General features: G+C 63.8%; 25 protein-coding genes. 10 read left to right on the top strand and 15 right to left on the bottom strand.

The window, feature by feature from the left end; translation table 11 throughout:
- The first annotated feature begins 48 nt into the window (after positions 1 to 48).
- The gene (locus FPZ08_RS00820) at positions 49 to 624 is read left to right on the top strand and encodes a YqgE/AlgH family protein (RefSeq protein ID WP_146288225.1); all 576 of its coding nucleotides are present in this window, start codon (positions 49 to 51) and stop codon (positions 622 to 624) included.
- On the opposite strand, the gene FPZ08_RS00815 is transcribed toward FPZ08_RS00820, so the two are convergent.
- The 12 genes from FPZ08_RS00815 to coxB all read right to left on the bottom strand — a co-directional run bounded on the left by FPZ08_RS00815 (position 621) and on the right by coxB (position 14,320).
- The gene (locus FPZ08_RS00815; protein WP_146288224.1) at positions 621 to 3,500 is read right to left on the bottom strand and encodes an EAL domain-containing protein; all 2,880 of its coding nucleotides are present in this window, start codon (positions 3,498 to 3,500) and stop codon (positions 621 to 623) included. The genes FPZ08_RS00820 and FPZ08_RS00815 overlap by 4 nt on opposite strands.
- Before the next feature lie 1,028 nt (positions 3,501 to 4,528).
- Complete coding sequence (locus tag FPZ08_RS00810) at positions 4,529 to 5,137, bottom strand: GNAT family N-acetyltransferase (protein ID WP_146288223.1); 609 nt, start codon at positions 5,135 to 5,137, stop codon at positions 4,529 to 4,531.
- Positions 5,138 to 5,151: 14 nt separating this feature from the next.
- The gene (locus tag FPZ08_RS00805) at positions 5,152 to 6,414 is read right to left on the bottom strand and encodes a M16 family metallopeptidase (protein WP_146288222.1); all 1,263 of its coding nucleotides are present in this window, start codon (positions 6,412 to 6,414) and stop codon (positions 5,152 to 5,154) included.
- Positions 6,415 to 6,468: 54 nt separating this feature from the next.
- A complete protein-coding gene (gene thrC / locus FPZ08_RS00800) occupies positions 6,469 to 7,860 on the bottom strand; it encodes a threonine synthase (RefSeq protein ID WP_146288221.1) in 1,392 nt (463 codons plus the stop codon).
- Between the two features lie 69 nt (positions 7,861 to 7,929).
- On the bottom strand, positions 7,930 to 8,688 hold the full coding sequence (locus FPZ08_RS00795) for an SURF1 family protein (RefSeq protein ID WP_146288220.1): 759 nt from the start codon (positions 8,686 to 8,688) through the stop codon (positions 7,930 to 7,932).
- Positions 8,685 to 9,038: a DUF983 domain-containing protein gene (locus FPZ08_RS00790; protein ID WP_146288219.1), complete on the bottom strand. Its 354-nt coding sequence runs from the start codon at positions 9,036 to 9,038 to the stop codon at positions 8,685 to 8,687. The genes FPZ08_RS00795 and FPZ08_RS00790 overlap by 4 nt, the downstream gene beginning before the upstream one ends.
- A gap of 68 nt (positions 9,039 to 9,106) precedes the next feature.
- Positions 9,107 to 9,940, bottom strand: a complete 834-nt coding sequence (locus FPZ08_RS00785; RefSeq protein ID WP_146288218.1) for a cytochrome c oxidase subunit 3 — start codon at positions 9,938 to 9,940, stop codon at positions 9,107 to 9,109.
- A 2-nt stretch (positions 9,941 to 9,942) separates the two neighbouring features.
- Positions 9,943 to 10,509, bottom strand: a complete 567-nt coding sequence (locus FPZ08_RS00780; protein ID WP_146288217.1) for a cytochrome c oxidase assembly protein — start codon at positions 10,507 to 10,509, stop codon at positions 9,943 to 9,945.
- Positions 10,509 to 10,691: a hypothetical protein gene (locus FPZ08_RS00775; RefSeq protein ID WP_146288216.1), complete on the bottom strand. Its 183-nt coding sequence runs from the start codon at positions 10,689 to 10,691 to the stop codon at positions 10,509 to 10,511. The genes FPZ08_RS00780 and FPZ08_RS00775 overlap by 1 nt, the downstream gene beginning before the upstream one ends.
- Entirely contained in the window at positions 10,691 to 11,623 is a 933-nt protein-coding gene (locus FPZ08_RS00770) for a heme o synthase (protein ID WP_425457564.1), read from the bottom strand. Before FPZ08_RS00770 ends, FPZ08_RS00775 begins: the two co-directional genes overlap by 1 nt.
- A gap of 54 nt (positions 11,624 to 11,677) precedes the next feature.
- Positions 11,678 to 13,375, bottom strand: a complete 1,698-nt coding sequence (ctaD, locus tag FPZ08_RS00765; protein ID WP_146288215.1) for a cytochrome c oxidase subunit I — start codon at positions 13,373 to 13,375, stop codon at positions 11,678 to 11,680.
- 21 nt (positions 13,376 to 13,396) lie between these two features.
- A complete protein-coding gene (gene coxB, locus FPZ08_RS00760) occupies positions 13,397 to 14,320 on the bottom strand; it encodes a cytochrome c oxidase subunit II (RefSeq protein WP_246132769.1) in 924 nt (307 codons plus the stop codon).
- A 388-nt stretch (positions 14,321 to 14,708) separates the two neighbouring features.
- Between coxB and FPZ08_RS00755 the strand changes: the two genes are divergently transcribed.
- Complete coding sequence (locus FPZ08_RS00755) at positions 14,709 to 15,158, top strand: invasion associated locus B family protein (RefSeq protein WP_146292842.1); 450 nt, start codon at positions 14,709 to 14,711, stop codon at positions 15,156 to 15,158.
- A 17-nt stretch (positions 15,159 to 15,175) separates the two neighbouring features.
- Positions 15,176 to 15,427, top strand: a complete 252-nt coding sequence (locus tag FPZ08_RS00750; RefSeq protein ID WP_246132767.1) for a PilZ domain-containing protein — start codon at positions 15,176 to 15,178, stop codon at positions 15,425 to 15,427.
- Between the two features lie 247 nt (positions 15,428 to 15,674).
- On the opposite strand, the gene FPZ08_RS00745 is transcribed toward FPZ08_RS00750, so the two are convergent.
- Positions 15,675 to 15,932 (bottom strand): YjiS-like domain-containing protein, encoded by a 258-nt coding sequence (locus FPZ08_RS00745; RefSeq protein ID WP_146288213.1) that lies wholly within the window; start codon positions 15,930 to 15,932, stop codon positions 15,675 to 15,677.
- 150 nt (positions 15,933 to 16,082) lie between these two features.
- Here FPZ08_RS00745 and FPZ08_RS00740 point away from each other — a divergent pair, with 150 nt between their 5' ends.
- The 6 genes from FPZ08_RS00740 to FPZ08_RS00715 are packed head-to-tail and all read left to right on the top strand — an operon-like array spanning position 16,083 to position 20,513.
- A complete protein-coding gene (locus tag FPZ08_RS00740; protein ID WP_146288212.1) occupies positions 16,083 to 16,970 on the top strand; it encodes a LysR family transcriptional regulator in 888 nt (295 codons plus the stop codon).
- A 2-nt stretch (positions 16,971 to 16,972) separates the two neighbouring features.
- Positions 16,973 to 17,434, top strand: a complete 462-nt coding sequence (locus FPZ08_RS00735; protein WP_146288211.1) for a GNAT family N-acetyltransferase — start codon at positions 16,973 to 16,975, stop codon at positions 17,432 to 17,434.
- Between the two features lie 44 nt (positions 17,435 to 17,478).
- Positions 17,479 to 19,092 carry an exodeoxyribonuclease VII large subunit gene (gene xseA, locus FPZ08_RS00730; protein WP_146288210.1) on the top strand — a complete coding sequence of 538 codons (1,614 nt, stop codon included), beginning with the start codon at positions 17,479 to 17,481 and terminating at the stop codon, positions 19,090 to 19,092.
- A gap of 49 nt (positions 19,093 to 19,141) precedes the next feature.
- Positions 19,142 to 19,363 (top strand): DUF2093 domain-containing protein, encoded by a 222-nt coding sequence (locus tag FPZ08_RS00725; protein WP_146288209.1) that lies wholly within the window; start codon positions 19,142 to 19,144, stop codon positions 19,361 to 19,363.
- Positions 19,364 to 19,365: 2 nt separating this feature from the next.
- Positions 19,366 to 20,130 carry a glycosyltransferase family protein gene (locus FPZ08_RS00720; protein ID WP_146288208.1) on the top strand — a complete coding sequence of 255 codons (765 nt, stop codon included), beginning with the start codon at positions 19,366 to 19,368 and terminating at the stop codon, positions 20,128 to 20,130.
- Positions 20,052 to 20,513 carry a glycosyltransferase gene (locus tag FPZ08_RS00715; RefSeq protein ID WP_146288207.1) on the top strand — a complete coding sequence of 154 codons (462 nt, stop codon included), beginning with the start codon at positions 20,052 to 20,054 and terminating at the stop codon, positions 20,511 to 20,513. Before FPZ08_RS00720 ends, FPZ08_RS00715 begins: the two co-directional genes overlap by 79 nt.
- Positions 20,514 to 20,647: 134 nt before the next feature.
- On the opposite strand, the gene FPZ08_RS00710 is transcribed toward FPZ08_RS00715, so the two are convergent.
- Together FPZ08_RS00710 and FPZ08_RS00705 are read right to left on the bottom strand one after the other, a co-directional pair.
- A complete protein-coding gene (locus tag FPZ08_RS00710; RefSeq protein ID WP_146288206.1) occupies positions 20,648 to 20,893 on the bottom strand; it encodes a DUF4170 domain-containing protein in 246 nt (81 codons plus the stop codon).
- Complete coding sequence (locus tag FPZ08_RS00705; RefSeq protein ID WP_146288205.1) at positions 20,886 to 21,746, bottom strand: 3'(2'),5'-bisphosphate nucleotidase CysQ; 861 nt, start codon at positions 21,744 to 21,746, stop codon at positions 20,886 to 20,888. The genes FPZ08_RS00710 and FPZ08_RS00705 overlap by 8 nt, the downstream gene beginning before the upstream one ends.
- A gap of 268 nt (positions 21,747 to 22,014) precedes the next feature.
- On the opposite strand from FPZ08_RS00705, the gene FPZ08_RS00700 reads away from it, so the two are divergent.
- Positions 22,015 to 22,530, top strand: a complete 516-nt coding sequence (locus FPZ08_RS00700; protein ID WP_146288204.1) for a DUF6101 family protein — start codon at positions 22,015 to 22,017, stop codon at positions 22,528 to 22,530.
- Positions 22,531 to 22,636 lie beyond the last annotated feature (106 nt).

Below are 22,636 nucleotides of genomic sequence, written 5' to 3'. Positions count from 1 at the left end.
AGGCCATCGTAACTTGGCATGGGGGGCGACCATGCCTACAATTAGCGCATGAATTCGCTCGAAGGACAATTTCTTGTCGCCATGCCCGACATGAGCGACGAGCGCTTCGCGGAAAGCGTCATCCTGCTGGTCGGCCACGGCGAGGAGGGTGCCATGGGCATTGTGGTCAATCAGGAACTGGCCAATCTGCGCTTCGCCGATATTCTCGACGAGCTCGACCTGGGCGATCCCGATGCCGTCATCCGCCTGCCCGATTCCATCCGCCAGCGCATGGTCATGCGGGGTGGGCCGGTGGAAAAGGGCCGCGGCTTCGTGCTGCATTCGTCGGACTACCGCAGCGACAACTCCTATCCGGTGACCGAGGACACCTGCCTCACCGCTACGCTCGACATTCTCAAGGCCATGGCCTTTGGGCCGGCGCCGCGCGCGTCGCTGTTTGCGCTGGGCTGCTGTGGCTGGAGCGCCGGCCAGCTCGAAGGCGAAATCAGCGACAATGGTTGGCTGACCGTGCCATTCAGCCAGGAACTGCTGTTCGAGACGCCGGTGGAAGAGCGCTACGACGCGGCTTTGGCCAGCCTGCGCATCACGCGGGCCAGCCTGAGTTCCGACGCCGGCCACGCCTAGCGACCGAGCTGCGTCGCCAGCTTCTTGCCGAACTCTGCCCCCGTCATGGCCGCGCCGAAGGCAAAGCCCTGGGCGTAGCGGCAATTGAGCTGGCGCAGGCGTTCGATTTCGTCGAGCGTCTCGACGCCCTCGGCAATCACCATGAGGTCGAGATCGGCAGCCAGCGCCACCACGGCCTTGATGATCGGCGCCTGGGTATGGGCAATGCCGGTCGTGCCGCCCATGCTGACGAAGGCGGCCGGAATCTTGATGGTGTCGAACGGGAAGCGGTGCAGATAGCTCAGTGACGAATGGCCGGTGCCGAAGTCGTCGAGCGCCAGGCCCAGGCCCAGATTGCGCAGGGCCTGCAGCATATAGGCGGAATGCTCGGGATTGGTCATCACCTGGCTCTCGGTGATTTCGAGCTTGAGGTGGCTGGCCAGTTCCTTGTCCTGGCTGACCAGGCTCCGCATGTCGTTGAGCAATGTCTCGGTCGCCAGTTGGGTGGGCGACAGGTTGACCGAAATGAAGAACTCCTCGGGCAGGCCAAAGGCCGTCATCCAGTCCTTGGCCTGGGCGGTCGATTGCTCGAAAGCCAGGCGGCCGAGTTTTTCGATCTGGCCCGAGCGCTCGGCCAGCGGCACGAATTCATCCGGATTGACCACGCCGCGTGTCGGGTGAATCCAGCGCATCAGCGCTTCCGCGCCGACCATCTGGCCGGTCTGGATATCGGTCACCGGCTGGAACTGCACATGCAGTTCGCCCTGCTTCATGCCGCGCTCGAGGTCTTCCTCGCTGGCGCGGTTATAGGCGGCGATGGAGCGGGCCGAGGCGCGGTAGGCCTCGATGCGGTCGCCGCCGAGACGCTTGGCGTAATACATGGCCAGTTCGGCATCGCGCAGCACATCGGTCGCCTCGGCCGGGTTGCTGTCATAGATGGTGACGCCGATGGAAGCCGATAGCGACAGGTCGTGGTCGCCGAAATTGAACGGGGCTTTCAGCGCCTTGCGAATCTGTTCGGCGGTCTCGGCGATCTTGCCGGCGGCCTGTTCGGAAGCGAGAATCACCGCGAACTGGTCGCCGGTAACGCGGGCCACCGTATCGAGCGGCCGCATGATGCGGGCGATGCGGCGGGAAATGGCGAGCAGCACCGAATCGGCCGCCGAATGGCCGATGCGTTCTTCGAGCTCCATGAAACGGTCGATATCGATGAGGAACACGGCCGGCTTGGTGCCACCGGGGGTACGGGCGCGGACCAAAGCGCGCTCCAGCCGGTCGAGGAAGAGCTGACGATTGGGCAGGCCGGTGAGGCTGTCATGCACGGCATCATGCAGCAGGCGTTCGCGAGCGGCGCGATCCTCCGTGACGTCCTGCAGGGTGCCGACGATGCGGTTGACCTGGCCGTCGCCGCCCAGCACCGGCTTCACCCGCATGCGGAAGCTGCGATAGCTGCCATCATGCCCGGCCACGCGCATATCGGCCGAAACCTTGCCGCGGCGCAGTTCCACCAGCGTATCGAAAGCAGTGCGGAAACGGTCGCGGTCGTCGGGGTGGACGCGGTCGAGCCAGCGCTTGATGGCGCCGCGCAATGCCCCGCGTTTTTCGCCCAGGCGCGTGGCCAGTTCGTCGCTCACCGAGACGCGGTCGCGCTCGATGTTCCAGTCGAAGACGAAATCACCCGAACCGGTGAGCGCCAATGCGCGCCGTTCCACTTCGGATAGCGTGCCGATCGACACCTGCCCCTCGGAAAAGGCGTGCTGTACGGCGGTAAAACCAAGCAGCATGACGATGAGGACGAGGCCACCGCCTACGGCCGGTTGCGCCACGTCGTTGGAGACCTGCCCGGTGACCACAAGCCAGGAATAGAACAGCCAGGAGATCAGGATGATCCAGGTGGGCACCAGCAGCACGGCGCGGTCATAGCCGCGCAGGGCCAGCAGCAGGATGAGGAAGAAGCCGGATACGCCGAGCAAAGCCAGCACGAGCCGGGCAATGGTGGCGGCTATGGCGGGCTGGAAGAAAGCAAAAGCAAAGAGCGCTAGGAACAAGGCCGCAAGGCCGAGCGCCAGGTGAATGAAGCGCAGGTGCCAGCGATGCAGGTTCAGATAAATGAACAGGAACCCCGCTAGTGTCGTCGCTATGCCCGCCTCCGCTGCGGCGCGCAATGGCTGCATACCGCCTGCCGGCAGGCCGAGGACGCGTCCGAGTACGCCGAAATCGATCAGCAGATAGATCAGCACGGCCCAGGCAAAGGCCGCCGTGGCCGGAAAGATGCCGCGTCCCTTGACTACGAACATGATGGTGAGGAACACGGCCGCGAGCGAGGCGACACCCAGCACCACGCCCCGGAACAGGGTGAAGGAGTTCACGTAGTCGCGGTAGCCATTGGGCTGCCACAGATAGAGTTCGGGCAGTTGCGCGCCCGCCAGTTCGGCCACGAAAGTCACCGTGGCGCCGGGGTCCAGCGTCACCTCAAAAACGTCGGCCTCGCTGTCGGTGAGGCGGACGGGGCGAATGCCGGCGCTCGGCGTCAGCGCCTTGAGGCGGTCGTCGCCCAGGTCGGGCTGGAAAATCCCCGAGCCCGGCAGGCGAAAGAAGGGCGCCACGAGCAGGCGTTCGATCTGCTGGTCGCTCTCGTTGCGCAGCGCAAACAGCGCAAAATTCGGGTTGGTGTCCTGCTCGCTGGCCAGCACTTCGATGCGGCGAATGATGCCGTCTTCGCCCGGCGCGGTGGACAATTGCACACGGCCGTTGGTGCCGGGCTGAATCTCGATCACCTCGGACAGATTGACGGCATTGACGTCTTCGGGGACGGAAATGACTTCGAAGGCGGCGGACGGAGCAAGGGTGGTCAGCGCGAAGGCAAGCCACACCGCGAGTGCAAAGAGATGACGCATCAGGGGCGATTATATCCTGCGGTAGGCTTCATTGTGGCAGCGTTCCGGCGAAAGAGTGCAAGCGCATCAGACGCTGAACGGCATCCTCTTGGCGGGAGCGCCCTTTGGTAGCGGGGAATGATGCGTGCGACAAGGTTAGTGGTATGTTGCTCGATAGCAACAGTTATGCCATCGGGACGAGCGCAAGTGCCGCCTGCAATGCGGTTGTCGGATGCGGACCGCAAGTGCGGCCGCGGACGTGCGGATCCCGAGACGGCTTTCGCCTCTGGTAAATTTAGTAATGAGACGGAAGCCGTCTCGGGATGCCGGGACTTGTTCGGACGGCGCGATCGCAGACCCTAGCGGTTAGCCGTAGCACCCCGCCCAAACGCCTCGTCCGCTCGACCCGGAGCGGAGCGCGACCCCCACTCCCCCGGCTGGCTTCCGGACGCCCGTCGCTGCAGCGCCGCCCGTATCCCGGAAGATGGCAGGATGATACGCGCGGTTTTGGGCTGGGGGATAAGATGGGTAAGTGGAGCACCGCGCGATCCTCTCCCTCGGTGTCATCCCGGCCTTGAGCCGGGATCCATCCTGAGGTGGTGGGGCATATCCAGTGGTCGGACGATCCACCTTGCGGCTGTGGCGCGACCTCGGGATGGATCCCGGCTCAAGGCCGGGATGACATTGGGGGTGGGATGGCAATGGTGCGTCAATGCCACCGCGCATCCTCGGGGCTGACGTGGGGCGAATATCGAGCTTGTGGCTTACCCCCACCCTGCTCGATCACGGACTTAGCTGATGCTAAGTCCTATCTCGCTTCCCTCCCCACAAGGGGGAGGGAAGCCTGGCCGGTGGCTATGGACCTATCAGATGAAACTCGGAATGCGGTCATGCGCCTCCCTCCTCCTTGTGGGGAGGGAATGAGGGTGGGGGTGGTTTGGCCCCACTCCACCTTGCGGCCGTGGCGCGATCTCGGGATGGGTCCCGGCTCAGGGCCGGGATGACATCGGGGGTGGGGTGGCGATGGTGCCAATTCGTTACTGCGCGTCTTAGACTCGGCGCAGGTAGCGGTCCATTTCGTAGCGTTCTTTGGTCAGGCCAAACAGGACATGATCTTCCCAGCGGCCGTTGATCTGCAGGTATTTCTCGGCAAAGCCTTCTTCGGCGAAACCATTCTTTTCCAGCACGCGGCGGGAGGCGGTGTTGCCGGGGAGGAAGGCGGCGTGGACGCGGTGCAGGTCCAGCGTATCGAATATGAAGGGCAGGCTCACGCCCACCGCCTCGCTCATCAGCCCCTGCCCTGCGAATTGCTGGCCCATCCAATAGCCGAGATTGACGAATTGCGCGGCGCGACGGCGGACATTGGACAGCGTAATTCCGCCCACCAGGGTCTCGCGCTGACCATCCGCGAGGAAGATGAAGAAGGAATAGTCGGAGCCCTCCTCCGCCTCTTCCCGCGCCCGCTTGACGCGGGTGACGAAAACGCGCCGGCCGAGATCAGCTTCGGTCCAGCGGGGTTCGAACGGCCGCAGGAAATCCCGGCTGGAGTGGCGGAGGGTGTACCAGGGCTCAAAATCGGCCATTTGCGGCAGGCGCAGCAGGACCCGCGGCCCGCGCAGAGCGATCAGTGGAGCGGGGGACGACCAGGGCCACAGCATGGCTTGTGCGCGCCTCAACGCTTGAGATGATCGCCAATGGCGCCGAGGTCGGCCAGATTGCCGATCGGCCCGATGCCCGCCAGCGTGGGCGTGCCTTGCGTGAAAATCTGTTCGGCCACGTCCTGCACGCGTTTGGCGGTGATGGCGTTGATGCGATCCACTGTCTCCTGCATGGGAATGGGGCGGCCCCAGAGGATTTGCTGGCGCGCCAGCTGGCCGGCGCGGGCCGACGGGCTTTCCAACGACATGAGCAGCCCGGCCCTGATCTGGTTGCGCACGCGGATCACCTCGTCGTCGGTGATGTTTTCGGTGGCGCGCTTCAATTCGTCCAGCACGACGGGCACCAGTTCGCCCACTTCGTCCTCGCCGGTTGCCGCGGCAACGCCGAACACGCCGCTATCGGCGAAGGCCCAGTGGAAGGAATAGACCGAATAGCAGAGGCCCCGCTTCTCGCGGATTTCCTGGAACAGGCGCGAGCTCATGCCGCCACCCAGGATGGAGGCGAGGACCTGCGCGGCATAAAAGCCATCGGCATTATAGGCGCGGCCCTCGAAGCCGACGACGATATGGGCCTGCTCGTGATCGGAGATCAGCCTCTCCTCGCCGCCATGATATTCGGCGCGCTGCGGCGCCGGGGCGCCATTGGGCTTGAGGTCGGCAAAGCGCTGGCGGGCGACATCGACCAGTTCGTCATGGTCCACATTGCCCGCGGCCGCCATCACCATATGGTCGCCGACATAGTTGCGACCCATATATTTGCGGATGGTGTCGGGGTTGAACTCGCGCACCGAATCCACGGTGCCGAGAATGGTGCGGCCGATGGGCTGGACGGGGAAAGCGGCGGCCTGGAACAGGTCGAAGACGTGATCATCAGGGTTGTCGCGCGCGGCGCCGATCTCCTGGACGATGACCTGTTTCTCGCGGGTAAGCTCATCATCCTCGAACAGGGAATTCTGCAGGATATCGGCGAGGATATCGGCAGCAAGAACCACGTCTTCCTTGAGGACGCGGGCAAAATAGCCGGTATGTTCGATGGAGGTGGCGGCGTTCAGGTCGCCGCCGACATTCTCGATGGCCTCGGCAATCTGCAGCGCCGTGCGCGAAGTGGTGCCTTTGAAGGCCATGTGTTCGAGCAGGTGGGAAATGCCGTGCTCGGCCTTGCGCTCGCTGCGCGCGCCGGCCTTGACCCAGACGCCAAGGGAAGCACTTTCGAGATGCGGCATGTCGTCGGTCAGGACCACCATGCCGTTATCAAGGGTTGTCGATCGTACGCTCACGCTAGGCTCCTCCACGAGGCCTGGCGGTCGGGCGACCACCTGGCCCCCGTTTCGTCAGGCAGCGCGCGTACGCGCTGCAATGAAGTCTTCGACCGCATTCTGGTCGTTGGCAAGGACGCTGAGGCGTTCCTCGCGGGAATGAAGATCGGCCAGCCAGGCCGGCAAAGCTGGCTCCACGCCCGCCGCGTCCTTGACGGCGGCGGGGAATTTGGCCGGATGGGCGGTGGCCAGCGTCACCATGGGCGTGGCGCCGAGATAGGCCTGAGCCACATGGACGCCTACCGCCGTATGCGGATCTAGCAGGTAACCGGAGGCCTTGAGCGTGCCGGCAATGGTTGCCCTGGTCTCGGCTTCGCCTGTCGTGCCGGCGGCGAAGTCGCGGCGGATGGCGGCAAGGGCATTGTCCGGCAAAGCGAAGCCGCCAGACTGCTTGAGGCCATCCATCATGCGGATAACGGCGCCGGCATCGCGGCCTGCGCTCTCGAACAGCAGGCGTTCGAAATTGGATGAAATCTGGATATCCATCGACGGGCTGATGGTGGGGGCGACGCCATCCATCTCGTAGCGGCCGGTATCCATGGTGCGCCGCAGGATGTCGTTGGCATTGGTGGCGATGATCAGGCGATCGATCGGCAGGCCCATGGCCTTGGCACAATAGCCGGCGAAGATGTCGCCGAAATTGCCCGTGGGCACGGTGAAGCTGACCTTGCGGTGCGGGCTGCCCAGCGAGGCGGCCGCAGTGAAATAATAGACGATCTGCGCGACGATGCGGCCCCAATTGATGGAGTTGACGCCCGACAGGCGTACGCGGTCGCGGAATTTGTGGTTGTTGAACATCGCCTTGACGATGTTCTGGCAGTCATCGAACGTGCCTTCGAGCGCGATATTGTGGACATTGGCGTCCAGCACCGTCGTCATCTGCAGGCGCTGTACCGGCGAGGTGCGACCTTGCGGGTGCAGGATGAAAATGTCCGTCGTGTCGCGGCCGCGGAAGGCCTCGATGGCGGCCGAACCGGTATCGCCGGACGTGGCGCCGACAATGGTGGCCTTGAGGCCGCGTTCGGCCAGGATGTGGTCCATCACCCGGCTCAGGAACTGCATGGCCACATCCTTGAAGGCCAGGGTCGGGCCGTGGAACAGTTCCAGCACGAAATGGTTGGGCTCGATCTCGAGCAAAGGTGTCACCGAGGGGTGGCGGAAGCCGGCATAGGCTTCATCGATGATAGCCTTGAGCTTGGCCGGCGCAATCTCGTCGCCGGTGAAGCGGCTGATGATGGCATAGGCGACATCGGCATAGGGCTTGCCGGCGAAGGCAGCGATCTCGGCGGGGCTGATTTGGGGCCAGCTCTGCGGCACATAGAGTCCGCCATCGGACGCGAGACCTGCGAGAACCGCGTCAGAGAAGCCGAGCACGGGCGCCTGGCCACGCGTTGAAACAAACTGCATTCGGGGGAAGTGCCCTTTTAGAATTGTTGCAACCTAGTCAAACAGGGGATGAACCGCAAGTTTGCCGGTTCAGCCCTTGGCGCCGGCGCGCTGGCGGGCGAGCCAGAAGCCGAGCATGACGACGGCAACGATGGCAAAGCCGTACCAGGTATAGGCATAGCCGAGGTGGTTGTTGGGGAATTCGACAACGGTTTCGCCGCCCTGGGGCAGTTGACCAGCGGGACCGGCCGGCAGGTCGACATAGAAGGGCGCGATGGGCGCCAGGGCCGGATCGACCATGACGGCGAGCCTGATAGGATCGCGCACCCAGTCGATGCGGTCCGACATATTGGGTTCGGGCGTCATGAAGCCCGCGGCTTCGCCGGGGCGCAGCAGGCCGGTAATGGTGACCTGGCTTTCGTCGCCCTCCCCGTCGGTGACCGCGGCTTCCTGGAAATCCTGCGGGATGAAGCCGCGATTGACGAAGACGGTGCCGCCATCGGCCAGCACGAAGGGCGTTACCACCCAATAGCCGGGGCCGGAGGCCGGGCCGCGCGCATTGGCGAGGCTGGTGAAAACCGTGACCGTCTGGTTGTAGCGGAAGGCGCCTGTCAGCGAGACGGGCTGGAAATTGTGCGCCTGCAGATCGAGCGTTGGCCATTGGTCCGCGGGCGGGACGGGAACCGGGTCGGCATCAAGCCGGGCATCCACGGCTGCAATCAGCGCTTCCTTCTCGCCGAGGCGCTGCAATTGCCAGGTGCCGAGCCAGACGCAGACAATGGCCAGGGCCAGCATCAGCACCACGAAGGACCAGGTCATGACCGGCCCAAGGCCGCGGCGCTCGCTCATTGATGCCCCTCATGCGCATCGTGCCGGTATTGCTGGGAGACCAGCACACCCTTGAATGGCGGCAGCAAGGCCAGCGACAGGATCAGCGTGGTCGGGATCCACAGGATCAGGTGGATATAGGGCGGCGGATTGAACAGCGCGCCGACCAGCAGAGCCAAGGCGATGACGATGGGCGCAACGATGAAGATGACAAAGACCGCCGGGCCGTCGCCGCTATCGGCGAATTTCAGGTCGAGCCCGCAGACCGGGCAGACCGGCGCCACCTTGAGATAGCCGGCGAACAGCTTGCCCTCGCCGCAGCGCGGGCAGCGGCATTTGAGGCCGGTCAATATGGGCGACGACTGGGCCAATCCGGGGGCTCCAAAAAAGTCGGGGCGCAGCTTGCGGCCGCGCCCCGAGAAAAACCGTCCGCGCGACCCTAGTGGTGGATCGCCACGCCCCAGCTGCCCCAGACATAGATCGAGGCAAACAGGAACAGCCAGACCACGTCCACGAAGTGCCAGTACCAGGCGGCGAATTCGAAGCCGATATGGCGCTCGGGAGTGAAGTCACCGCGCAGCGCACGCAGCAGGCAGACCAGCAGGAAGATGGTGCCGATCAGCACGTGGAAGCCGTGCAGGCCGGTGGCCATGAAGAAGGTCGCGCCATACATGTTGCCGGCAAAGCTGAAGCCGGCTTCCATATATTCGATGGCCTGAACGCAGGTGAAGACGGCGCCCAGCAGCACAGTCAGGATCAGGCCCCACTTGAGGCCCTCGCGGTCGCCTTCGAGCAGCGCATGGTGGGCCCAGGTGACAGTGGTACCTGAGGTCAGCAGCAGCAGCGTGTTGAACAGCGGCAGGTGGAACGGGTCGAACAGCTCGACGCCGGTGGGCGGCCAGATGCCGCCGGTCGCGGCGACGCGGGCATATTGCTCGACGTCATCGAGACGGAAGAAGCCGTCGAAATAGGCCCAGAAGAAGCCGAAGAACACCATCACCTCGGAGGCGATGAACAGCATCATGCCGTAGCGGTGGTGCATCTGCACGACGGGCGTGTGATCGCCGCCATTGGCTTCCTTGATGACGTCGCTCCACCACGCATACATGGTGTAGAGAATGCCGGCCAGGCCGATGAAGAATATGAACGGCGTCCAGTGATGCATCCAGGAGATGATGCCGACGGCAAACACCAGCACGGCGGCCGACATAACAAACGGCCACGGGCTCGGTTCGACCATGTGGTAGTCGTGATTCTTGGCTATTCCGGCCATGGTCAGCTTCCCTCGTTGTCTGAAGCGTAGAAGGTATAAGAGAGCGTGATCTCTTTGACGGTGTTGAGCTCTTGATTATCGTCGAGCTCAGGATCGACGAAGAACACGATCGGCATGTCGACGGTTTCGCCGGGCTGCAGCGTCTGCTCTGTGAAGCAGAAGCATTCGATCTTGTTGAAATAGACGCCGGCCCGTTCGGGCGAGACGTTGAACACGGCCATGCCTGTTATCGGCTTGTCCGAATTGTTGGTCGCCACATAGTTGACGGTATCGACCTTGCCGATGTTGTCGTTGACGAGCGCGGCGGGCGTAACCGTCCAGGCCAGATCGTTGGCGACGTTGGAATCGAAGCGCACCGTCATCTGCCGGTCGATATAGCCCTTGGGGGCTTCGCTGGCGGTCTGCGGCGTGCCGCCAAAGCCGGTCACCTGGCAGAACAGTTGGTAGAGCGGCACAGAGGCATAGGCCAACCCGACCATGCCGGCGGCGATAGCCATGCCCATGATGGCGACCCGCCGGTTGCGGCGCGCCATTTCGGGGTTAATGCCGGGATGATGCAATTCGGTCATCAGAGGGCCCGATCAAACAAAGCCGGGCCCATCTTGACGATGGTCAGCACGTAGAAGGTCAGGGCGAAAAGCGCCAGGGCAACACCAAGCGCGATGGAGCGGCGGCGGCGGATCTTGGCGCGCGCTGCAGCCATTTCAGCCGATTCCACCTCGACGCTGCGGATTTCGTCTGGAGCGCTCATCAGGCAAAACTCCCGAAGCGGGTCAGCAGGTTGTCGGTCATGAAGGCGAAGAACACGATGAACAGGTAGCTCAGCGAGTAATTGAACAGCGTGCGGGCCGCCTTGCGCATGGCCACATCTTCATCCGTCCGCAGCAGCCGCCAGGCCAGCAGCACGAAGGATGCACCGGTGACCACAGCCACAGCCGTGTAAATCCAGCCGGCAAAACCGAACCAGGTCGGCAACATGGCCGAAGCGGCCAGGAGCAGGGTGTAGACGAAAATCTGCAGCTTGGTCGATGCATTGCCGACGACATTGGGCATCATCGGCACGCCGGCAGCGCCGTAGTCGGATTGCTTGTAGAGCGCCAGGGCCCAGAAATGCGGCGGCGTCCACAGGAAGATGATGAGGAACAGCACGACGCTTTCGAACGAGACCGTGCCGGTCACCGCAGCCCAGCCGACGACCGGCGGGAAGGCGCCGGCAGCGCCGCCGATGACGATATTCTGCGGCGTCGAGCGCTTGAGCCAGACCGTATAGATGACGGCGTAGAAGAAAATGGTGAAAGCCAGCAGCCCGGCCGCGACCCAGTTGGTCGCGAGGCCCAGCAGGGCCACCGAGAATACCGACAGCACCAGCCCGAAAACCAGCGCCTCTTCCTTGGCCATGCGGCCGGCCGGAATGGGACGGTTCTGCGTGCGGCTCATGATGGCGTCGATATCGGCATCGTACCACATGTTAAGCGCGCCCGAGGCGCCGGCACCAATGGCGATGCAGGCGATGGCGATGATGCCGATGAACGGATTGATGCCGCCCGGCGCCACCACCAGACCGACGATGGCGGTAAACACGACCAGTTGCATGACTGATGGCTTCAGCAGCGCAAGGTAATCCTCCATGCGCGCTTCGCCGGCCATGCCGGGCAGGTTCCTGCTATCGTCGATCAGAGCCAATGGGCTTGCTTTCTCGTGTGGTTGGCGGGCCGCGCGGACGCGGCCCTCGATATATTAATGCGCGCTGGTCGAGTCGATCTTCGGCAGCGTGGTGAACTGGTGGAACGGCGGCGGGCTGGACAGGGTCCATTCCAGCGTGGTTGCACCTTCACCCCACGGATTGTCACCGGCCGGGCGCTTCTTACGGCCAGCTTCCCAGGTCGCGTAGAAGAAGATCAGCATGGCGACGAAGGTGATGTAGTAGCCGATCGACGACACGCGATTGAACATGCCGAACGCGTCGGGATAGTCGATGTAACGACGCGGCATGCCGGCAAGGCCGAGGAAGTGCTGCGGGAAGAAGATCAGGTTCACGCCGACGAACATGATCCAGAAATGCGCCTGGGCCAGGAACTCGTTGTACATGTAGCCGAACATCTTGGGGTACCAGTAGTACCAGCCCGCAAAGATCGAGAACACGGCACCCAGCGACAGCACGTAGTGGAAGTGGGCAACCACGTAATAGGTGTCGTGCAGGGCACGGTCGGCACCGGCATTGGCGAGCACCACACCGGTCACACCACCAACGGTGAACAGGAAGATGAAGCCGATGGCCCAGAGCATGGGCGACTTGAAGGTGATCGAGCCGCCCCACATGGTGGCGATCCAGCTGAAGATCTTGATGCCGGTCGGCACCGCGATGACCATGGTCGCCGCCACGAAGTAGCGCTGCACGTCGAGGCTGAGGCCGGTCGTGTACATGTGGTGCGCCCACACGACGAAACCGACAAAGCCGATGGCTACCATGGCATAGGCCATGGCCATGTAGCCGAAGATCGGCTTGCGGCTGAAGGTCGATACGATGTGGCTGACAATGCCGAAGCCCGGCAGGATCATGATGTACACTTCGGGGTGACCGAAGAACCAGAACAGGTGCTGGAACAGCACCGGATCACCGCCCTCGGCCGGCCGGAAGAAGGCCGTGCCGAAGTTACGGTCGGTCAGCAGCATGGTGATGGCGCCAGCCAGAACGGGCAGCGACAGCAGCAGCAGGAAGGCAGTGACCAGCACGGACCAGGCAAACAGCGGCATCTTGTGCAGCGTCATGCCGGGAGCGCGCATGTTGAAAATGGTGGTGATCAGGTTGATCGACCCCAGGATCGAGCTGATGCCGGCGATATGCAGCGACAGGATGACGAAATCCATGGCCGGGCCGGGATGGCCGGTGGTCGACAGCGGCGGATAGGCCGTCCAGCCGCCACCGAAGCCCAGCGCGCCGGGGCCAGCGCCCTCGAAGAACATGGAGGCGATCAGCAGAAGGAAGGACGGAGGCAACAGCCAGAACGCAATATTGTTGATGCGTGGGAAGGCCGTATCCGGCGCCCCGATCATCAGCGGCGCGAAATAGTTGGCAAAGCCGCCCATGGTGGCAGGCATAACCGCGAAGAAGATCATGATCAGGGCGTGGGCGCTGGTGAACACATTGTACATGTGCTTGCCGGCGTCGAGCGCCTCGCCGCCTTCCACGCCATAGGCCATGCTGGCCAGGCCGTGGAAAATCTGGATGCCGGGCTCCTGCAGCTCCATGCGCATGAAGCCGGACAGGATGCCACCAACCACACCCGCCACGATGGCGAAGATCAGGTACATCACGCCGATGTCCTTGTGGTTGGTCGAATAGACCCAGCGGCGCCAGCCAGTGGGCTCGTGCGCATGCGCGGCGTGGTCGTGTCCAGTCGCGTGGGCTTCGAGGTGAGCGGTAGTATCAGCCATGATTAAGTCCCCTGACCCTTCTTACTGCACAGCCGCGAGGGTGGCGTTGGCAGCTTCGTAATCGCCGCCCTCGAACGCCGCCATGTAGGTTGCGAATTCTTCCTTGGTGACGACGCGCACGGCGATCGGCATGAAGGCATGATCCTTGCCGCAAAGCTCCGAGCACTGGCCGTAATAGATGCCGGTCTCGCGGGCGTTGAACCAGGTTTCGTTGAGACGCCCCGGCACGGCATCGATCTTGATACCGAAAGACGGAACGGCAAAGGCGTGGATCACGCCGGTCGGATCGGCGGTGATCTGCATGCGCACGGTGGTATCGACCGGCACGACGAGTTCGTTGTCGACGGCGAGGAGGCGCGGCTGGCCGGGCTTGGTGGCCGCGCGGTCTTCCTCGTTGAGCATCAGCGAGGTCAGCGCCACGCCCTGATCGACATATTCATAGTCCCAGTACCACTGCTGACCGGTGGCCTTGACGGTGAGTTCGGGCGCGGGAACCTCGACTTCGCCGAAAGAGAAGATGTTCGCGCCGAGATATTTGCGTTCGCCATCGGGCGTCGTGAGCTGGTCGCTCAGCACACCGAAAGAGGGGATGGCGATGATGATGAGGATGACGACAGGCAGGACCGTCCAGACGATCTCGACCAGCGTATTGTGGGTGAAGGCGGCCGGTACCGGGTTGCGCTTCGCATTATAGCGGAAGGCGATCCACAGGATCAGCACCAGCACGAGAGCGACAATCAGGCTGATCGTCCACATCAGGATGCCATCATGGAATACCGTGATGGAGTCCATGATCGGCGTCACCGAACGCTGCAGGTGGAACTGGCCGGGAAGCGGATGACCGGCGGTGTAGCCTGCCTCTTCCTGCGCGACGGCCAGAGCCGGACTCAGCGCCATTGCGGCCGCCGAAAGAGCCCCCATCTTTTTCAAGAACTGCCCGGTCACCTAAACCCCCTGTCGACTTCAATTGGTGCATCCACACCGGGATTGAGGGGCAAAAACAGCGGCATAGCAAACGCCGCCCCGACTCAACCTCGGAGCGAAAAACTCTTCATCGACCTAAATCACATCGCAAACGCCAAGTCCATTGCGGCAAACGGGCCGGCAACTGCGTCATATTGCGCGGCCCTATCCGCCCTGCGCCTCACCGCTGCCGCAGTTTGGCCGGCATATCCCCAGCAAATCCGGGCCTTGGTTGACTTGGCCCCGTGCCTGTCGGAAACAGGAAAAGCCTCGCGTTGGCGCGCGATCTCGTCGGGAGAATTGTAGAGTGAAGCGGATTGTGAAGCACTGTCTGGCCGGACTGGGCCTTGCCCTGGTGGTTGTCGGGACGATGGCCGGAACCAGTTCGGGCCAGGGCGTGGTACGGGCCCAGTATGGTGACTGGCAGATGAGCTGCGATACGCCGCCCGGCGCCAGTTTCGAGCAATGCGCCATCATCCAGAATGTGATGGCGGAAGATCAGCCCAATGTGGGCCTGTCGGTCATCGTGCTGCGCACGGCCGACCGCGAGGCTCGCCTGCTGCGCGTGCTGGCGCCGCTCGGCGTGCTGCTGCCCAACGGGCTCGGCCTCAATGTCGACGGGCAGGATATGGGGCGCGTCGCCTTCGTGCGCTGCCTGCCCAATGGCTGCATTGCCGAGGTCGTGCTGGATGACAGCCTGATCGAGACGCTGTCGAATGGCGACAGTGCCATTTTCGTCGTATTCAAGACGCCGGAAGAGGGCATCGGCATTCCCGTGTCGCTCAATGGCTTCAAGGACGGGTTTGCCCAGCTCCCCTGAGCATGGAGAAGGTTCCATTGACCGAGGAACGTCGCGCCACCATTCGCCACCGCACCCTCAAGGGCGGGCGTATCGTCACCAATAGCGGCTTTTCAACGCTGCAATGCACCGTGCGTAACCTGTCCGAAGCCGGAGCGCGGCTGCGGATAGCCAGCATTGTCGGCATTCCCGATACGTTCGAGTTGCTGCTCGATGATGGCCAGAAGTTTGCCTGCCGCTCGATCTGGAAGACCGAGACCGAAATGGGCGTCAGCTTCGAACAGGCCTGACAAAAAAGCCGGACAAGCGCGCAAGGCGCCGGTCCGGCAAGTCATCAGGAAACAGGATCGACCAAAGGCCGACCCGGGGGACCGGCGGCAAACCGGCCCGGACGGGATCGGCCAAAGGCCGACCCTGACGGGATCGACCACAGGTCAACCCCAGGAGATGGCACGAGCGCTCGCAAGGATTGTTCGTACCAACAAGAAAGCGCCGACTGGAGGTCGGGCCGGCGCAAGCTCGAATTCGTAACGCCGATCAGGCGTAGGCGCTGCGGGCGCGCGCCGCGTTGAGGATCGGGCCGGCCTGGGCGCCTGACGCCAGCGCGGCGACGATGTCGTCGCGCGAGACGCCCAGATCGTTCAACTGCTCATGATCGAGGTCCAGCAAGGCTGCCAAAGCTGCCCGACGGGTACGTGCGGCCTGCGCCTTGGCGATCCAGCGCGCGAAGGCGGCAAATGGATTGGCGGGCGTGGCGGGCGCAAGTGACCGCTCGCCGGGAAGCGAGAAAGCCATGATAGTCTCCAGTCATGTGGTTGTGCCGAAGGGAGGCCGGCGAGGATTCGACGCTATAGCGCCAATGCTGCCGAGTTAGCGCTCTGGACATCCATTCGTCCAACAAATAGATTTCATTCGATCTATCAATTTGGGTGATGGAAGAACGCCATGACGGCTCCCCTCGACCTCGACCAGCTCCAGAGCTTCTGCGCGATTGCCGATTGCGGCAGTTTCACCGAGGCCGCGCGGCGGGTGAACAAGACCCAGTCGGCGGTGTCGATGCAGATCAAGCGGCTCGAGGAACGGCTCGGGCAGACCCTGCTGACCCGCGACGGGCGCAGCGTGACGCTGACCCTGCATGGCGAGGCGCTCTATTCCCGCGCCCGCAAGATGCTGCGCACCAATGCCGAGATTCTCGACCATTTCTCCGACGGCGACCTGGCGGGCTCGATCCGCTTCGGCGTGCCGGACGATTATGCGGTGCGCCTGCTGCCGGTGATTCTGTCCAGCTTCCAGCGCACGCATCCCAAGATTGCGGTCGACGTCGCCTGCATGGCCTCCGAGCACCTGCTCGAAGGCATGCGGGCGGGACGCTATGACCTGATCGTCTTCACCCAGGGCACCGAGCAGAATTACGGCGAGCTGTTCCGCACCGAAAAGATGTTCTGGGTGGCCAGCCATGGCGGCCGGGCGCTGGCCAGCGATCCGCTGGCGATTGCCTGCGGGCCGCAATATTGCATCTGGCGCAAGGATGCGATGGAAGCGCTGGACCGCAGCAACAAGGACTATCGCGTGGCCTATACCTCGTCCAACGCCACGGCCATATCGAGCGCCGTGCTGTCGGACCTGGCGGTGGGCTTCCTGCCAGAAAGCGCGCTGCAGCCGGGCATGCGGGTGGTCAATGACGAAATCGGCCTGCCCCGGCTCGACGATGCCCAGATCGCGCTCAAGCGCGCCAGCCACGCCTATGGCGGCATCTATGACGCGCTGGCCAACCATATCGTGCAGTCCATGGGGAACCTCGATGCCCCGCGGGCGACGGAGGCGGCGGAGTAGTCTTGATCCTGCGCGCTGCCAGCGAGACCGACCTGCCTGTCGTCCGCACCTGGTTTGACGACGCGGCCACCCAGCGATGGCTCGGCGGACGGGACTGGCCGGACGAGAGCTTGCGGCTGCGCGGGCCCGGCCGACAAAGTTATGTAGCGCTGGCGGACAGCGGGATCGTCGGCTTCATCGACTGTGAGCAGTACGAGGATTGCAGGGCCAGCTTTGCCATAGTGGTGGCGCCGGTTGAGCGTGGACGAGGCCTTGGCAGGACGATTGTCGAGGCGGTGACGGCGCTGCCGGAGAATGGCGGAATTGAAGAGTTCTTTGCCGGTATCGAGCTTAGCAATCTCGCGAGCGAGAAGCTAGTGCTGGCTGCCGGATTCGTTCCGGTTTCGGATCCGGACGAGGATGGGTTCCGCTATTTCGCCTGGTGGCGCCACGGCCGGCCAGACGAAGTCTGGGCAAGACCCTGAGCGCTGCCCTTGACCGGACTCATCAATTGCCGCACCAGAAGGGCATGGCCGATACTCTGACCAATGCCGCCGAATTTTCCGTCAGCGAGATCGCCCAGGCGGTCAAGCGCACGGTCGAGGATGAGTTCGGCCATGTGCGCGTGCGCGGCGAGATTTCCGGCTTTCGCGGCCAGCATGCCTCGGGGCACGCCTATTTCACGCTGAAGGACGAGAATGCGGCGATCGACGCCGTAGTGTGGAAAACCAGCTATGCCCGCCTGACCTTCAAGCCGCAGGAAGGGCTCGAAGTCATCGCCACCGGGCGGCTGACCACTTTTCCGCGCTCGTCGAAATACCAGATCGTCATCGACAATATCGAGCCGGCCGGCGCCGGGGCGCTGATGGCACTGCTGGAAGAACGGCGGCGCAAGCTCCATGCCGAGGGCCTGTTCGCGCGCGAGCGCAAGCGCCCCCTGCCCTATCTGCCCCGCGTCATCGGCGTCGTCACTTCGCCGACCGGGGCCGTGATCCGGGATATTCTGCATCGTCTGGCTGATCGCTTTCCCAGCCATGTGCTGGTGTGGCCGGTGCGTGTGCAGGGCGATACCTGTGCGCCCGAAGTGGTCAACGCCATCGAGGGTTTTAACGCGCTGCTGCCCGATGGGCCGATCCCCCGGCCTGACCTGCTGATCGTGGCGCGCGGGGGCGGGTCGATCGAAGACCTGTGGGGTTTCAACGAGGAAGCGGTGGTGCGGGCGGTTGCCGCCAGCGGCATTCCCATCATTTCCGCTGTCGGCCACGAGACCGATACGACGCTGGTCGACTATGCCTCGGACATGCGCGCGCCGACGCCGACGGCGGCCGCCGAGGCCGCAGTGCCGGTGCGGACCGAGCTGATCGGCTATGTCGATGACCTTGGCTCGCGCCAGAGGCAGGGCGCGCGGCGCATTGCCGGAAGTGCCCGCGACCGGTTGCGCGCCGCCAGTGCCGGCCTGCCGCGACCGGCCGACCTGGTTTCGACCCAGCGCCAGCGGCTGGATCATGCGGCGAGCAATCTGTTCGCCGGGCTGCGCCATTCGGTGCAGGACCATCGCGTGCGGTTGTCGCGCGTCGAACCGCGGCTGGCGCCGCAATTGCTGGCGCGGCGGCAGTCGGAATTCGGCGAGCGGCTGAAAAACCTGGCGCTGCGCGCCGATGCCGGGCTGCGCAAGACCGTGGACCGGGCGCGCCTGACCTATGATCCGCGCGCCGAACGCCTGGGGGCCTCGGCCCTCCAGCTGGTCGAGCGCAAGCGGGCGCAACTTGCGGCGATCGGGCCCAAACTCTCGGCCAATACGCTGCGGGCGGAGCTGCGCCATGGCCAGACGCGGCTGGGGCCGCTGGGGACACGACTTTATGCCAGCATGCTGCAGGGCCTGAGCCTGCGCGGCGCAGCCCTTGCCCAGGCCGGCAAGCTGCTCGACTCGCTCAGCTACAAGAGCGTGCTGGCGCGCGGCTATGCCGTCATCAAGGATGCCGATGGTCATCTGGTGCATGAACGGGCCGGCCTGCTGCCCGGCGCGCCCATTGCCATCGAATTCGCCGATGGCGAGGTGGGGGCAACGATTTCGGGCAGCCCGGTCATAAAGAAGAAGCCACGCCCGCAATCGGACGGCGACGCACAGGAAAGCCTCTTTTGATCTGACCCGTAGCTCGCTATATCGGGGCAAAGGTTGAAGGGATGCCAGAATGAACATCTTCGACAAAGGCTTTGCACCCACCGAAGCCGTCATCCGCTATCTCGACGGCGACTATGTGGTGCTCAAACCCGGCAGTTTCGTGCGCTGCGCCATTACGCAGAAGCCCATTCCGCTCGATGAGCTGTTCTACTGGAGCGTCGACAGACAGGAACCCTACGCCGATGCCGTGGCGGCCCATACCGCCTTCGAGCGTTTCGGCCGCGGAGCCTGACGGTGGCGGCCGAAGCGTCGGGCCCAAGCCGGTTCCTGTTCATTTCCAATGGCCATGGCGAGGACGCCATCGCGGCCGCCATCGTGGCAAACATGCCCAAGACGGTTGTGGTGGAAGCCTATCCGATGATCGGGGCGGGCAATGCCTATGCCGGCATCTGCCCCGTTGTGGGGCCGCGGGCCACGCTGGCTTCGGAAGGCTGGCGCAACGTCAAGGGCTCGCTGCGGCGTGACATCATCACCGGCGGGCTCGGCACGGTGCCGCCGGCGCTCAATTTCCTGCGCCGGATCAATGGCAAATATGATCGCGTGGTTGTGGTGGGCGACATGGTGGGCGTGCTGGCCTGCTATTTCACCGGGCATCGCGGGCTTTATTATCTGGACGTCTACAAGACGGGATCGGCACGGCTCTATTCCGCCGCCGAACGCTGGACCATCAAGCAGGCCTGCAAGACCGTGTTCTGCCGTGCCGACAACCTGGCGCGTTCGCTCGAGCATATCGGCGTCGATGCCCGCTCGGCTGGCAATGTGATGATGGATGCCATTCCGCACGGGGATTATGACGCGCAGGCGCGACGGCAACGGCCGCTGGCGGTGACGCTGCTGCCGGGCAGCCGGGCACTGACGGCGGAGAGCTTTGCCTTGCAGGTTGCGGCTTTGCGCACCCTGCCCCCGAGCTGCGGCCCGACATGTTCCTGGCCGTTGCAGGCGGCGTCAGCGTCGATGAGCTCGCCCGGAAGGCCGGGCTCAAGCGCACGACGATGCTGAGCGTGGAATCCGCCGATCTGGGGGAATTGTCGGATGGCGATATCACCATCCATATGGCCCGCGGCGGGGCGATGGGCAATTTGCTGGCAGCGTCGGACCTGGTGCTGTCGCAGGCCGGCACGGCCACGGTGCAGGCGCTGGGGCTCGGCAAACCCGCCATCACCTTCGTCAATCCACGCGACCGGCGCTCTCGCTTCAACGATGAGCAGATGCTGTTCGGGGAGGCGCGGACGGTGGTTGCGGCCGAAGCCCCGGCCGTCGGGGCGGCGTTGCGCAAGCTGCTCGGTGATGATGAAGAACGCCGGAGGCTGGCCAATATCGGGCGGCAGCGCATTGGCGGGCCGGGGGCTATGCAGGCGATTATTGAGGCGCTGGTGGGCTAGTTCTACGGTGGTACCCACCGGGTCATTCCCGCGAAAGCGGGAACCCCTGTTTGTGGTGATGCCAAAGTGAAACGGAGGTTCCCGCTTTCGCGGGAATGACACCGTGGATAGTTCGGGGCGGTGTGCGCCCGTGCTTACGGCTTGTGGGTTTCCGGCTCGAGCAGGCGGTGCAGGTGGACGATGAAGTAGCGCGTCTGGGCGCTGTCCACGGTCATCTGGGCCTTCTGCTTCCACACGGCATAGGCCGAGGCGTAGTTGGGATAGAGGCCGACGATATCGACCTTGTCGAGGTCGGCGAAGGTCACGCCTTCAAGGCTCGACAGCTCGCCGCCGATGACGAGGTGGAGCAACTGCTTGGTGGGAGCTTCTTTTTCAGCCATCGGTCAGGTCCGTGTGTGAAGGAGCAATCGGTTCGGCGTCCGCATCTGCGGCCGGGCAGCCATAGACCTTGATCAGCGCCGCGTGGACAAGGGGTTTTAGGCTCATGTCACCAAGTGCCGCAAGCGCCCCGTGGCGCACATCTCGTTTGTTGAAATGGGGGAACCCGGTGCAGACATCGGCAAAATCGATGCCTGATTCATCAAGGATCAGCGCGGCGGCGGCGATATCCCAGTCCTGGCTGCCGCGGCGGGCGACGGCGCCGTCGAGCTTGCCCGTCGCCACCTGCACCAGCCGATAGGCCAGCGAGGGATAGGCCGGACCACGCGTGTAGTGCAGGCCCGCCGCCTGCATTTCCTGATGCACCGCGCCGGGCGCGGGGATCAGTGGGGCGGCGCCGGCCCGGCGGCTGCGGCTGATTGGCCTTCCGTTGAGGCGGGCGCCCTCGCCGCGGACGGCTTCATACATTTCGTCGCGCGCGGGAGCGTAGACCACGCCGGCTACGGGAATGCCGTGTTCGACCACGGCCAGCGCCACGGTCCAGCTATCCTCGCCGCGCAGGAAGCCGCGGGTGCCGTCGATGGGATCGACGACGAAGACGCGATCGCAATCGAGGCGGCTGGGATTGTCGGCGGTTTCCTCGCTGAGCCAGCCATAGTCGGGGCGGGCCTGCAGCAGGGAGGAGGCCAGGTAGCGATCGACCAGGATATCGGCCTCGCTGACCGGGGAGGCATTGTCCTTGGTCCAGCTCTTGACGTCGCGGCGGAAGAAGGAACTGGCAATGATGCCGGCCGCAACCGCCGAGGAGCGGAGCAGTTCGAGATCGTCGCTGTAGGTCGTGGCGGGCGCTGGCATAAGCGCGCCTTTTAGGCTTGGCGCCGGGCTTGAGCAAGGGCTGCGCCCGATGGCGTGATCGCGGCGGCAAATATGGCAGGGTTAATGCCACCGCACCAGGCGCGGTTAACCGGTCCCTACCCTATGCAAGACCCTGCTAACCCTCTCGGAAAACAAGATAAACTTAACCGAACCGATTAAGGGGGCAGGTAAGGCGGGCGGGTATGGTGGGCCTACAAAAGAGAGCGCCAAAAACCAGCTCTCGAAGTTGACAGGAAGGCGAATTCAAATGGTTCATGGTGTCGCGATGGAAGGAACCTCGGTCGTACTCGCATTCGGCCGCCCGACGCTGGCAGACCGCCGCTTCGTGGCGGCGAACGACAACGGTCCCAAGGATCCCGTCAAGACCGTTACCGTGCGCCGCATCCTCGAACAGAGCGGCGTGGCCATCAAGGTGAAGGTGCCGGTGACCGAATTCATCGGTGTCGCCGTGGCGACAAGGATTTCCGAGGACGGCGTGCTGGTCAGCTCGATCGAACTGGTCCATTCGGACAGCGAACTGAACTACCGGGTGTTCGAGGAAGAGGGCAATCACAACGTCGTTGCCGAGTGGCAGAACTGGGGCAAGAAGCTCCGTTTGCCGCTGTTCATCAAGGCCGGCGACGGCGCCTATATGCCCTATAGCCAGCAGGTTGACGGGGTGATGGTGGGCCATACGCAGAGCCGCCGCAAGCTGGTGGCCGAGGCCGGTCGCCGCCCGCGTTTCCTCAATCGCCGCAAGCCGGGCATGCAGCCCGAAGCCTGAGTTTCTGCTCCTCCAAAGCACGTGGAAAGGGTCGACCGGTGGTGCGGTCGGCCCTTTTGACGTTTGGGGGTGAATTGGTTAGCGGACTGTTAGCATTTGGCACCAC

Origin of the sequence: Devosia ginsengisoli, assembly GCF_007859655.1 — a bacterium.
GTDB classification, from domain to species: Bacteria; Pseudomonadota; Alphaproteobacteria; order Rhizobiales; family Devosiaceae; genus Devosia; species Devosia ginsengisoli.
The sequence above is the reverse complement of the archived record's forward strand: the minus strand, read 5'-3'. Positions and strand labels throughout refer to the sequence as shown.